General features: G+C 72.4%; 10 protein-coding genes. 6 read left to right on the forward strand and 4 right to left on the reverse strand.

Annotated features, from left to right (window positions below; translation table 11 throughout):
* Nucleotides 1-100: 100 nt before the first annotated feature.
* On the reverse strand, nucleotides 101-925 hold the full coding sequence (locus tag ABD127_RS14255; protein ID WP_344202732.1) for an aspartate/glutamate racemase family protein: 825 nt from the start codon (nucleotides 923-925) through the stop codon (nucleotides 101-103).
* Nucleotides 926-1136: 211 nt separating this feature from the next.
* Between ABD127_RS14255 and ABD127_RS14260 the strand changes: the two genes are divergently transcribed.
* From ABD127_RS14260 to ABD127_RS14285, 6 genes are all read left to right on the forward strand, one after another.
* Nucleotides 1137-2300, forward strand: coding sequence for an acyl-CoA dehydrogenase family protein (locus ABD127_RS14260; protein ID WP_344202734.1), 1164 nt, complete (start codon nucleotides 1137-1139; stop codon nucleotides 2298-2300).
* Nucleotides 2300-3217 carry a VOC family protein gene (locus ABD127_RS14265; protein ID WP_344202736.1) on the forward strand — a complete coding sequence of 306 codons (918 nt, stop codon included), beginning with the start codon at nucleotides 2300-2302 and terminating at the stop codon, nucleotides 3215-3217. The genes ABD127_RS14260 and ABD127_RS14265 overlap by 1 nt, the downstream gene beginning before the upstream one ends.
* Nucleotides 3214-4377, forward strand: a complete 1164-nt coding sequence (locus tag ABD127_RS14270; protein WP_344202738.1) for an MFS transporter — start codon at nucleotides 3214-3216, stop codon at nucleotides 4375-4377. Before ABD127_RS14265 ends, ABD127_RS14270 begins: the two co-directional genes overlap by 4 nt.
* Nucleotides 4378-4530: 153 nt before the next feature.
* Complete coding sequence (locus ABD127_RS14275; protein WP_344202740.1) at nucleotides 4531-5385, forward strand: cupin domain-containing protein; 855 nt, start codon at nucleotides 4531-4533, stop codon at nucleotides 5383-5385.
* On the forward strand, nucleotides 5382-6299 hold the full coding sequence (locus ABD127_RS14280) for a ketopantoate reductase family protein (protein WP_344202741.1): 918 nt from the start codon (nucleotides 5382-5384) through the stop codon (nucleotides 6297-6299). The genes ABD127_RS14275 and ABD127_RS14280 overlap by 4 nt, the downstream gene beginning before the upstream one ends.
* Nucleotides 6300-6324: 25 nt before the next feature.
* Nucleotides 6325-7932, forward strand: a complete 1608-nt coding sequence (locus tag ABD127_RS14285; RefSeq protein WP_344202742.1) for a thiamine pyrophosphate-binding protein — start codon at nucleotides 6325-6327, stop codon at nucleotides 7930-7932.
* Nucleotides 7933-7940: 8 nt separating this feature from the next.
* On the opposite strand, the gene ABD127_RS14290 is transcribed toward ABD127_RS14285, so the two are convergent.
* The 3 genes from ABD127_RS14290 to ABD127_RS14300 all read right to left on the reverse strand — a co-directional run bounded on the left by ABD127_RS14290 (nucleotide 7941) and on the right by ABD127_RS14300 (nucleotide 11892).
* The gene (locus tag ABD127_RS14290; RefSeq protein ID WP_344202744.1) at nucleotides 7941-9050 is read right to left on the reverse strand and encodes an alcohol dehydrogenase catalytic domain-containing protein; all 1110 of its coding nucleotides are present in this window, start codon (nucleotides 9048-9050) and stop codon (nucleotides 7941-7943) included.
* 71 nt (nucleotides 9051-9121) lie between these two features.
* The gene (locus ABD127_RS14295; protein ID WP_344202746.1) at nucleotides 9122-10693 is read right to left on the reverse strand and encodes a class I adenylate-forming enzyme family protein; all 1572 of its coding nucleotides are present in this window, start codon (nucleotides 10691-10693) and stop codon (nucleotides 9122-9124) included.
* 2 nt (nucleotides 10694-10695) lie between these two features.
* Nucleotides 10696-11892 carry a thiolase family protein gene (locus ABD127_RS14300; protein WP_344202747.1) on the reverse strand — a complete coding sequence of 399 codons (1197 nt, stop codon included), beginning with the start codon at nucleotides 11890-11892 and terminating at the stop codon, nucleotides 10696-10698.
* Nucleotides 11893-11895: the final 3 nt, after the last annotated feature.

Consider the following 11895-nt stretch of genomic DNA (forward strand, 5'->3'; position numbering starts at 1 on the left):
CCTCATATTGCAGTTCAGATGCGCCGGCCGCGACCACGCCCACGATGCCGGGCCATGGTTCACAGACGAAACATCAGACAATTTGTCTGAAATGTGACGCTCACACCACGCCGGCCGGCGTGAACACGCAGACCTCGCAGTCGTCGGTCGGCACGGCGACGTCGCTGCCCTCGCCCAACCACGCGTCGACGAGCGCCGTGACGGTCCCGAGACGATCGCTGGGGGTCGCCTGCGCGACGGCAGGCCCGCCCGCCGACAGCGCGACGTCGAAGGCGGCCTGCAACCCGGTGCGAGACGGCTCCAGCACGCGCAGGCCGGTGCGCTCGGTGATCTGCTCCGCGACCGACCACATGCAGGTGCAGCCGAGCAGGATCGTGTCGGTGCCGTCGGCGAGCGCGGCGTCACGGCACGCCTGGGCGAGCTGGTCGAGCAGGTCCCCCTCACCTCGGTTCATCCGTGCCTTGATGCCCGCGCCCGTCCCGACCAGGTCGAGCTCGGACTCGGCCGAGAAGTGGTGCACCCCTGCGACGAGCTCCCCGCCGGCGTGCCGCGCGATCATCTGGTCGTAGAGGTAGGCCATCGAGACGGGCCACACCGTGACGATGCTGACGGGTCGACCCTCGGCGGCCACGGTCGCCATCGCGATCTCCCCGGCACCCAGGACCGGGACGGGGGAGACGGCCCGCAGCCGCTCGAGTCCGTAGTCGCCCAGCGTGTCGATGTAGATCACGTCGCTGCCGGCGGCGATCGCCGCCTCGCCCGCGTCGACCGTCGCGATCTCGGTCACGAGGTGCTCGTACGGGGTCTTCGCCATCAACCGCACCCGCAGCTCCTGCAGCCGCAGCCGGGTCCCCTCCGGCACGCCGAGCGGGGGCTCGGCCTTCCCGTCGGAGTTGATCATCGTGACGGTCCTGATGTCCGGCATGCGCGCTCCTCGGGCTGTTGTCTGACAACCAACATATGCAGCACCGGGGATCACCCACAAGGTTTTTCATCGATGGGCTCGCGACTGTCACGACAGCGCATCTTGCTCGTCATTCGCCTGAAACAGAGAGGCCTTCGCGGAATGACACGCTGGTCAGATCATGAGGTCATGGCGCATGATCTGTTGTGTCTGACATTTAAGGAGCACGTTGATGGTCCACCCCGTCCTGACCGAGTCCGATGACCGCGTCGCCGTCCGCTCAGCCGTCGGCGAGCTGCTCCGACGGCACCTGCCACCGGAGCGCGCGCTGGAGCTGGACGCCACCGGCACGTTCGACCCCGGCGTGTGGCGAGCCCTGGGCGACGCGGGCTTCCTGGGCCTCGGCACGCCGGAGGAGCTGGGCGGTTCCGGGGGCGGCGCCGGTGACGCGCTGGTCGTCGTGGAGGAGGTCGCCCGCGCCCTGCCCAGCCTGGCGGTCGACCTGGTCCTGGCCGGGATGATCTCCCGCGTCCTGGCCGACGTGGTGCACCCCGACCGGGACGCCTGGCTCGCCGGCGCTGCGGCCGGTCGGTTCATCGCGTCGTTCGCCCTCAGCGAGCCCGGGGCGGGCACCGACCTGCTCGCCGCCACGACCTCCGCTCGCCAGGACGGTGACCGCTGGGTCCTGAACGGCCAGAAGGCGTGGATCTCGCTGGCCCTGCACGCCGACGTGATCTTCGTGCTCGCGCGCACCGACGCGGCGCCTGACGGCCGGCGCGCGTCCGGGCTCAGCCTCCTGGCGGTCGACCCCGACCAGCCCGGCGTGACGATCCGGCGCACCTCGATGGCCGGCATGCGCGCCGCCGTGAGCTGCGAGATCTTCCTGGACGACGCCGTCGCTCGACCCGCCGCGATCATCGGCGAGCGCGGCAGGGCGATGCGGCTGCTGTCCGAGACCCTCGACGTCGAGCGCCTGCTCGCCGCCGGCATCAGCCTCGGGATCTCCCGTGGAGCCCTCGACCTGCACGTCGAGCACGCCTCCCAGCGCCAGGCGTTCGGGCGTCCCATCGGCTCGCTGCAGGCGGTGCAGCACCCCGCCGCAGACTCCGCGACCGAGCTCGCTGCCGCGACCGCCCTGACCCGCGCCGCCGCCGACCGGATCGACGCCGGTGAGCGCGTGCCGACCCTGACCGCGATGGCCAAGCTGCAGGCCGGCGAGACCGCGGCCCGGATCGTCGACCGCGGCATGCGCGCGATGGGCGCCATGGGGCTCGCCTCGGAGTCGGCGATGCAGATGTACTTCCGTGACGCCCGTCTGCAGCTGTTCAGCCCGATCAGCAACGAGATGACCCGCAACGTCATCGGGGAGTCCCTCGGACTCGGACGGAGCTACTGATGGAGTTCGACGGCCTCGACCACGTCTTCCTGCCCACGTCCGACCTGGACCGCCTCACGGCGCTGTACGGGGTCGTCATGGGCTTCGCCGTGGCCCACGACGACCCGGACCCCGATCCCGCGTGGTCCGGACTGCTCGGCGTCCACGCTCCGGTCGAGCACCTGCGCGTGCTCGAGAAGCAGGGCGCCCAGGGCGGCGGGATCGTGCTCGCACGGGTGGAGGGGCTCGAGCGGCTCGGCGACCCCGGGCCGCCCGCCCGGCGTGGCCCGTACGCGCTCGACTTCTACGCCCGCGACAGCGACGACCTCGAGGCCCGCCTGCTGGCGGCCGGCTGGGCGTTCACGGCCGAGCCCGTGCACTACCCGCTGCCCGGCACCGACATCCCGGTGCGCGAGCGGATGCTGGTGCAGGACGAGTCGGGACTCCTGCACGCGATCGTCCTGCACCGCCCGATGGGGACCCGCTCGGTCGTGGGGGTCGACCCCGCCCAGGACTGCAGCGAGGTCGTCGCGGTGGTGTGCCTGACGCCGGACCTGGAGGACGCCCGCCGGTTCGCCGCCGAGTCGCTCGGGGGCCGGGAGTACTTCCGGGGCGACTTCGACGGACCGGCGATGGAGCAGATGCTCGGCATGGGGCCCGGCGAGCGCCTGGAGGCCTCGCTCTACCGCGGGCCCGCCTCACGCAATGCGCGGCTGGAGTTCGCCTGGCGCCCCGGCAGCACACCGGGTGCCCCGGCGGACGCCCCACGGGTGACCCTGGGCCTGCGCGCGGCGGGCGTCGAGGTCGCCGACGCCTGGTCCGACCACGGCACGGTCGGACCCACGTCCCCCGTGTCGCTCGGTGCTGAGCTCCTGCTCGCGCGCCGCTTCTCGACCCGCTACGACGTCGGCGTGCTGCTGCTGTCCCCCGCCGCGTGAGCCGGCCGCCTCGGGGGCTCACCGCCACGAGCCTGCTGCTCCTGGTCACGATGCTGGCGAGCTTCACGCCGACGCCGCTGTACCCGGCCTATCGCCAGGAGTGGGGGCTCGGCGACGCCGAGATCAGCTGGGTCTTCGCCGGCTACCCGCTCGGCGTCATGGTGGTCCTCGTGGCGCTCGGCGGGATGTCCGACCGCATCGGCCGCGTCCCGACCCTGCGCCTCGGCGCCGGGCTGCTGATCGCGGCCATGGCGGTCCTCGCCAGCGCACCCTCCCTCGAGGCGCTCGTCGCGGGGCGCCTCCTGCAGGGTGCGGCGACCGGCCTGGTGACCGGAGCCGGCGCCGCCGCCCTGATGGACCTGCACCCGCGTGGCACGGGCGCGGGGACCTCGCGGACCACGCTGATGCTCGCGACGGGGCTGGCGATCGGCCCGCTGCTCGCCGGACAGGCGACCGCACGCCTGCCCGGGCCGCTCGTGACTCCGTACGTCCTGACGATCGTGCTGCTGCTCGTGCCGTTCACCGCGCTCGTCGCGCTCGGCTCGTCGCGTCCGGAGCGCACGACCCCGGCCCGCCTCCTCGCCCCGATCCGCGTTCCGCGCTCGATCCTCGTGCCGGTCGGGATCGCCGCAGCCTCCGTCGCCACGACCAACGCGACCTTCGCGATGCTCGGCAGCTACGGCCCCGACGTCGTGGCCCGGGCGGCGTCGAGCTCCTCTCCCGGCGTCGCCGGCGCGTTCGTCTCGTCGATCCTCGTGCTCGTCGCGGTGGTGCAGGTCCTGGCACGGGGCCCTCGGGTCGTCCTCATGGCGGTCGGCGCGGCCACGACGGCAGCGGGGTGGGGTGCCGTGACCCTCGCGGCGGCGCTGCGCGAGCCCGCGGTGCTGGTCGCCGCGGTGCCGCTGCTCGGCGTCGGGGCCGGCCTGGGCCTGCACGCCTCCGCCGGCCACGTCGGCGCGGTCTCGCCACCGGAGCGCCGGGCCGAGATCTACTCCGCGTACCTGCTGTCGGCCTTCGTGGCCCTCGCGGCCAGCGCCTTCGGGCTCGGCGCGGTCGTCGAGGCGCAGGGGATCACCGCGGCGGCGGCGACCGCGACCGGCGTGTGCGCCGGGCTGACGGTTCTGGTCGCGCTCGGGCTCCTCCCCCGCCGCAGCCGATAGGTCTTCACTTCAGACAATTCGGTCGGTTCGTCGACGAAACACGTACAGGGTCTCGTGTTTCGCCAGATTTAACAGGGAGTCATTGCCAAGCGAGGACCCCAGCCCTAATGTCTGACGTATTAGTGAACATCGTCACACGAGAGGTTCCACCTGATGGAGATCAAGCACACGGCCGACCTTCCCTGGGAGAACGGGCTGGACGTCGTCGACTCGATGACCCCGGAGTTCCGTGATCACCTCGGTCCGATCGAGAAGGTGCGCGAGTCCTACCAGAAGTACAAGCAGAAGCGACTGTTCCACAATCCGGAGACGACCTTCCGTGGCGACCTGATCCACCTCGAGGCCGGGTACGCCGACCTCACCGACGCCTATCACGACACCTGCGAGGAGTCGCTCGTGCTCACCGGCGACAGCACCCTGACGGGCGACGGGACGTACCACGACCGCGGGTACTTCTGGCGGCCGCCGGGCATCGTGCACAGTGCCAGCACGGTGGGCGGGCACGTCTCGCTGCTCTTCCTGGAGGGCAAGAGCGAGGGCGACCTCAGCGACTACGCCTCGCGCCGCATCCGCCCCGTCGAGGAGGCCGGTCAGTGCGTGACCGAGCCCGACTGGGACAAGGCCATGGGCACCCGCGGCTGGGTCCGGCTGCAGGTCGACAACGTGCCGTGGGTCCGCGGCGTCGACTGGGCACGCACCCAGGGCGACACCTCCCTGCTCGACGTCGAGCACCTCTCGGTCAAGGTCCTCTCGCACAACTACGCCACCGGAGCGCAGTCGATCATGATCCGGCTCGAGCCCGGGTACCGGCAGCCGGGGCCCATCACGCTGGACAGCTGGATGGGTGTCTTCGTGACCTCCGGCACCATCGCGATGGGTGACGAGACCCTGCGTGAGGGCTCGTGGTTCTCCGCCGAGGGCGACGAGGTCCGTCCGGCGTGGGAGAGCGCCGACGGTGCTGAGATGTTCGCCAAGATCTCCGGCTTCCTGGGCGCGTCGGCCGCATGAGCCGCGTCCTCGTCGTGGGCCTCGGCGCGATCGGCGGCTACGCGGCCGCCGTGCTCTCCGCCGGCGGAGCCGACGTGTCGGTCCTGGCACGCGGGCGCACGCTGGAGGTCGTGCGGGCCTCCGGCCTGCGCATCGCGGGAGGCCCCGACGAGGTCACGTCCCACCCGACCGTGCTCGACTCCCTGGACGGAGCCGGCGCGTTCGACGTCGTCCTGCTCGCGACCAAGGCGCCCGACACGGCCGACGTCGTCGCGACGTTCGCGGACCACCTCGCCGAGGACGGTGTCGTCGTCGCGCTGCAGAACGGTGTCGGCCGCGGAGCCACGGTGAGCGAGCTCCTGGGGCGCGACGCCGGTCTCGACGGCGTCGTCTACCTCGAGGCCCGCATGGAGGAGCCCGGCGTCGTGACGTTCCTGAGCGGTGCCCGTCGCTTCGAGCTGGGCGACCCGAGCCGCCCCGCCGCGGAGCGGGCCGAGCCCCTCGCCCAGGCGCTGCGTGACGCCGGCCTGAACGCCGTCGCCTCCCCCGATCCGCAAACCGCCGCCTGGCGCAAGATGGTGCTCGTCGCGACCGCGAACTCGATGACCGGGGCGACCCGCGCGATGTTCGGCGACCTCATCGCCGACGAGCGGGGACGAGCCGTCGCCCGAGCGCTGCTCCGCGAGGGCGCCGCCGTCGCGGCCGCCGACGGCGCCGACCTCGGCCCCGACTTCGCCACCGAGGCCTTCGACTTCCTCGTCGACGTCGGTCCCGGACTGCGCTCCTCGATGCTGCACGACGTCGAGCGTGGCCGGCGGACCGAGGTCGACACGCTCAACGGCGAAATCGTGCGCCGTGGCGACGACCTCGGCGTGCCGACCCCGTCCCACGCCGTGATGCAGCTCGTCATCGGCGGCGTCCCCACCCGTTCCTGAACGACCCGTCCCCCTGGAGGCCCCCATGTACGTCCACCAAGCCATCGCCCGAGCCCTCGCCGACGAAGGCGTCGACACCGTGTTCGGCCTCATGGGCGACGCGAACCTGTTCCTGAGCGACAGCTACGCCCGGGGGCACGGCCGCTTCATCGCCGTCGCGCACGAGGCCGGCGCCGTGCTCGCCGCGTCGGGGTACTCACGGGCCAGCGGACGGGTGGGCGTGGCGACCGTGACCCACGGACCGGCGGTCACCAACATCGTCACGCCGCTCGTCGAGGCCGTCCGCTCGCGCACGCCGATCGTCGTCGTCGCCGGCGACACGCCCTTCACCGACCGCGACGGCCTGCAGAACATCGACCAGCGCAGCGTGACCGGTCCGAGCGGGGCCGGGTTCGAGCAGCTGCGGTCGGCAGCGACCCTCACGACCGACGTCCACCGGGCGTTCCGCCGCGCGCGCACGGAGCGCCGGCCCATCATTCTCAACGTCCCGATCGACCTGCAGTGGCAGGAGGTCGACTACGTCCCCGCGGCCCGCCTCGACGTCGTGGCGCAGCCCGGTCGCCCCGGGGAGGAGGCGCTGGACGCCGCCCTGGGCGTCATCGCCTCGGCACGGCGCCCCGTCGTGCTGGCCGGCGTCGGCGTCCGACGCTCCGGGGCCCGCGACGCCGTCCTCGCCCTGGCTCGCCGCATCGGCGCGCCGGTCGCGACGACGCTGAAGGCCCGCGGGCTCTACGCCGACGAGCCCGAGAACCTCGGCATCTTCGGCACGCTCTCGGACGAGCGCACCACCGGCGTGCTCGACCAGGCCGACTGCGTCGTCGTGCTCGGCGCGGCACTCACGAAGTGGACCACGGCCGAGGGGGCACTCCTGGACGGCCGCCGTGTCGTGCACGTCGACAGCGACGCGACGGCGTTGAACGAGCACGTCGCGGTGGACGTGCCGGTGGTCGGCGACGCGGCGACGCTGGCCGAGGAGATCGTCCGCATGCTCGACGAGGCGGAGATCGAGCCGACCGGGTTCGCCGACCGCCTCCCCCCGGTCGCCGAGGTCGTCCCGGGCCCGGTCCTCACCTCGACCGGCACGCTGCAGCTGCACCACGTGCTGCGTCGCCTGGACGCCGAGCTGCCCGACCCGCGCCACATCACGCTCGACTGCGGACGCTACTTCTTCCACGCGGCGCCGCTGGTCGACACCGGCCGCGACGGCTACTACCTGCACACCGTCGAGTTCGGCTCGATCGGTCTGGGCATGGGCACCGCCATCGGCGTCGCCGCGGTCGACCCCGGCTCGGCGTCGGTCCTGATCTGCGGCGACGGCGGCTTCATGCTCGGTGGGCTCACCGAGTTCAACACCGCGGTGCGTCACGAGCTCGACGTCGTCGTCGTGATCCTCAACGACGGCGCCTACGGCGCGGAGCACATCCAGTTCGTGGACCGCGGCATGGACCCGAGCATGTCCGAGTTCAGCTGGCCGGAGCTCGCGGACGTCGCGACGGCCCTCGGTGGCACCGGCTTCGCGGTGCACACCGACGCCGACCTGACCGCAGCGCTCGTCGGCATCGAGGAGCGCACCGGACCGGTCCTGGTCAACATCCACCTCGACCCGAACGGCATCACGTCCGCCCCGGACTAGGAGGAGCCTCAGGCGGGGAACCGGATCAGCTGACGGAGCTCCGCGCCACTCGCGAGCAGGTCCATCGCCCGGTTGACGTCCTCCAGGGCGACCGAGGAGCTGATCAGGCGCTCGACCGGCAACCGGCCGGAGCGCCACAGCTCGACGAACCGCGGGATGTCGCGCGACGGGACGGCCGAGCCCAGGTAGCTGCCGACGATCGAGCGGCCCTCCGCGACGAGCGCGAGCGGCGAGACCTCGACGACCTCCTGCGGCGTGGGCAGACCGACCGTGATGGTCTGCCCGCCCGGGGCCGTGAGGGCGAGCGCTGCGGCGAACACGGCCCCACGTCCGACCGCCTCGATCACCGCGTCGGCCTTGATGCCCCGATCGGCTGCCTCCTGCGGGGTGAACGTCTCGTGCACGCCGAGCGCGCGGGCGGCAGCGAGCTTGTGCTCCAGCATGTCGATGCCGATCACGTGCACGTCGTCGTGCGCCAGCGCCGTCATCGCGGCAGCCAGGCCGACACCGCCGAGGCCGACGACCGCGACCGACGAGCCGGGGCGAGGGCGAGCGACGTTGAGCACGGCGCCACCGCCCGTCAGGACCGCGCAGCCCAGCACGGCGGCGACGTCGGCCGGGACGTCGTCGTCGACCGGCACGAGCGAGCGGTGGTCGACCACGGCGTGCGTCGCGAAGCCCGAGACGCCCAGGTGGTGCGCGACCTCGGCCTGCCCGTCGTGCAGGCGGCTGCCTCCGGCCAGCAGCACGCCCGCGCCGTTCGCGACCGAACCGGGCTGGCAGGGTGCGAGACCGTCGGTGCCGCACCCCGCGCACTCGCCGCAGCGCGGCAGGAAGGTCATCACGACCCGCTGACCGACCGCGAGGCCGACGACGTCGGTGCCCGTCGTGACGATCCGGCCGGCGGCCTCGTGGCCGAGCAGCATCGGCACCGGACGCGGACGGTTGCCGTCGACCACCGAGAGGTCGGAGTGACACACGCCCGCGGCCTCGATCTTGACGAGCACCTCGGTCGGGCCCGGCGGAGCGAGCTCCAGGTCGACGACCCGCAGGGGACGGGACGCCTCGAAGGGCGACGGGTCTCCGATGCGGTCCAGCACGGCTCCACGGATCTGCATGAGCGCTCCCCTTCAGGAATCACGGCCCGAGCGATATGTCAGACATATCGTACAGGCCGTGACCGCCCAGGTCACGTCTCGGTGCGGAGCTCGCGCTTGAGGATCTTGCCGCTGGCGTTGGTGGGGAGGGCCGCGACGAGGCGGAACTCGGCCGGGACCTTGTAGCGCGCGAGGCGCTCGCCGCAGTGCGTGGCGAGCTCCTCGGGCGTCACGGTGGCGCCCTCGACGACCTGGACGAAGGCGCGCACGACCTCGCCCCAGTGCTCGTCGGCGACGCCGACGACGGCGCTCTGCACGACCTGCGGGTGCTCGGCGAGCGTCGACTCGATCTCGATCGGGTAGATGTTCTCACCGCCGCGGATGATCATGTCCTTCTTGCGGCCGTGCAGGTAGATGTAGCCGCTGTCGTCGACGTAGCCCATGTCGCCCGCGCGGAACCAGCCGTCGCGCAGCGCCCGCTCGGTCTCCTCCGGCATGCCGAGGTAGCCCTCGAACAGCATGTCGCTGCGGGTCGCGATCTCGCCGACCTCGCCCGGGGCGACGTCGTTCATCTCGTCGTCGACGATGCGCATCGCGACGCCGTACGACGGCTTGCCGATCGAGCCGAGCAGCTCGGGGTGGCCGGCCAGCGCCCTGCGGTGGTCCTCCGGGCTGAGCACGGCCTGCAGACCGGCCTCGGTGCCCGCGCCGAACGCGTTGAGGAAGTCGCAGCCGAAGATGTCCATCGCCCGCGCGAGCAGGGTCGGCGACATCGCCGAGGCGCCGTAGTAGATGAGCTCGAGCCGCTCGTAGTCGTGATCGGCCACGTCGGGCATCTGCATCACGGTGCTGATCATGGTCGGCACCATGAAGGCGGCCGTGATCTCGTCGGCGATCATCAGGTCGAGCACCCGGCGGGCGTCGAACTGCGGCATCAGCACCGAGGTGAAGCCGCGGGCCACGCCGGCCAGCAGGCCGCACACGCCGGAGATGTGGAACGCCGGAGCCGCGCAGTAGCGCACCTCGCCGGCCCGCATCCGGTAGTCGATGACCTGGGCGTTGACGATCGCCTTGATCATCCGCTGCGTCTGCAGCACGCCCTTCGGCAGGCCCGTCGTCCCGGAGGTGAACGCCAGGCCGAGGATGTCGGAGTCCGAGGCCACCACGAGCGGCTCGTCCTCGGTGCCCGTCGCGAGCAGGTCCTCGTAGGCGTCGCCCTCACCGTCGAGGCTCACGACGTGACGCAGCGACGCGTGCTGCTCCGCGATGCCCTCGAGCAGTGTCGCGTAGCGGTCGTCGTGGAACAGCACGACCGGCTCCGCGCGACCCACCAGGACGTCGACCTCCTGGCGGGTCAGACGGTAGTTCAGCGGCACGTAGACCGCCCCGAGCTTCGCCGCGGCCAGCACGATCTCGACGTAGCGGTGCGAGTCGAGCGCGAACACCGCAAGGCGGTCGGCCGGGCCCACCCCGGCCGACCGCAGGGCCGAGACCAGGCGGTTGACCCGCGCGTTGGTCTGGGCGAACGTGTGGCTCGACCCGTCGTCGAGCACGAAGCTCGCGACGTCCGGCGCGTTCCGTGCCGACATCGTGATGCTCTCGCCGAGGCTGATCTGCAGCCGTTGCGCGAGAGTGCGCGGGTCGGCGCCGGGGAGGACGGACACGCTCAGATCCGCTCTATGATCGTCGCGTTGGCCAGGCCGGCGCCCTCGCACATCGTCTGCAGGCCGTAGCGGCCGCCCGTGGCCTCGAGCTCGCACAAGAGGGTCGCCATGAGCTTGCTGCCCGAGGAGCCGAGCGGGTGGCCGAGCGCGATCGCGCCGCCGTTGCGGTTGACCTTCGCCAGGTCGAAGCCGAGCTCCTTCTGCCAGGCCAGGACGACCGAGGCGAAGGCCTCGTTGATCTCGACGACGTCGATGTCGTCGACCGACAGGCCCGACTTCTCGAGCACCTTGCGGGTCGCCGGGATGGGCGCCGTCAGCATCTCGATCGGGTCGGCGCCGGCGAGCGCGAAGGTGTGGAAGCGGGCGCGCGGCGTCAGACCGAGCTCGGTCGCCTTGGCCTCGGACATGATCAGCACGGCCGACGCCCCGTCGGTGATCTGCGAGCTGTTGCCCGCCGTGACGCGGCCCTCGGGCAGGAAGGCCGGCTTGAGGTTGCCGAGCTTGTCGAGCGTCGAGGCGCGGATGCCCTCGTCGGCCGTGACGAGCTCGCCGTGGTGCGTCGCGGTGCCGGTCTCGGCGTCCCACGTGCGTCGCTCGACGGGGAGGATCTCGCGGTCGAACCGGCCCGCGTCACGGGCTGCGGCGGCCCGCTCCTGGCTCTGCAGCGCGTAGGCGTCGAGGTCGTCGCGCGAGATGTCCCACCGCTCGGCGATGAGCTCGGCGCTGATGCCCTGGTTCACGAGGCCGGCGTGGCCGAAGGACTCACGGTCGGCGTAGCGCTCGTGCACCAGCGGGCCGAACGCGTGGCCGCCGACGGCGGTGGCCCCCATCGGCGTGCGGGTCATGACCTCGACGCCGGCCGCGACCACGATGTCGTACGCGCCAGCGATGACGCCCTGGGCCGCGAAGTGCGCCGCCTGCTGGCTCGAGCCGCACTGGCGGTCGATCGTCGTCGCGGGGACGCTGTCGGGCCAGCCGGCCGCGAGCACGGCCGAGCGGCCGATGTTGGTCGACTGGTCGCCGACCTGCGAGACGCAGCCCATGATGACGTCGTCGACCAGAGCCGGGTCGAGCCCGTTCCGCTCGGCGACCGCCGCGAGGACGGTGCCCGCGAGGTCGGCGGCGTGCCAGCCGCCCAGCGAGCCGTTGCGCTTGCCGCCCGGGGTGCGGATGGCGTCGACGATGACTGCGTGCGTCATGGG

Origin of the sequence: Aeromicrobium alkaliterrae (assembly GCF_039529015.1) — a bacterium.
Taxonomy (GTDB): Bacteria; Actinomycetota; Actinomycetes; order Propionibacteriales; family Nocardioidaceae; genus Aeromicrobium; species Aeromicrobium alkaliterrae.

Bases quoted from the DNA above. Each gene is read 5' to 3' on its own strand.
- ABD127_RS14260 (WP_344202734.1), top strand. From the start codon at position 1,137: ATGGTCCACCCCGTCCTGACCGAGTCCGATGACCGCGTCGCCGTCCGC.
- ABD127_RS14290 (WP_344202744.1), bottom strand. From the start codon at position 9,050: ATGCAGATCCGTGGAGCCGTGCTGGACCGCATCGGAGACCCGTCGCCC.
- ABD127_RS14285 (WP_344202742.1), top strand. From the start codon at position 6,325: ATGTACGTCCACCAAGCCATCGCCCGAGCCCTCGCCGACGAAGGCGTC.
- ABD127_RS14280 (WP_344202741.1), top strand. From the start codon at position 5,382: ATGAGCCGCGTCCTCGTCGTGGGCCTCGGCGCGATCGGCGGCTACGCG.
- ABD127_RS14275 (WP_344202740.1), top strand. From the start codon at position 4,531: ATGGAGATCAAGCACACGGCCGACCTTCCCTGGGAGAACGGGCTGGAC.
- ABD127_RS14265 (WP_344202736.1), top strand. From the start codon at position 2,300: ATGGAGTTCGACGGCCTCGACCACGTCTTCCTGCCCACGTCCGACCTG.
- ABD127_RS14255 (WP_344202732.1), bottom strand. From the start codon at position 925: ATGCCGGACATCAGGACCGTCACGATGATCAACTCCGACGGGAAGGCC.
- ABD127_RS14300 (WP_344202747.1), bottom strand. From the start codon at position 11,892: ATGACGCACGCAGTCATCGTCGACGCCATCCGCACCCCGGGCGGCAAG.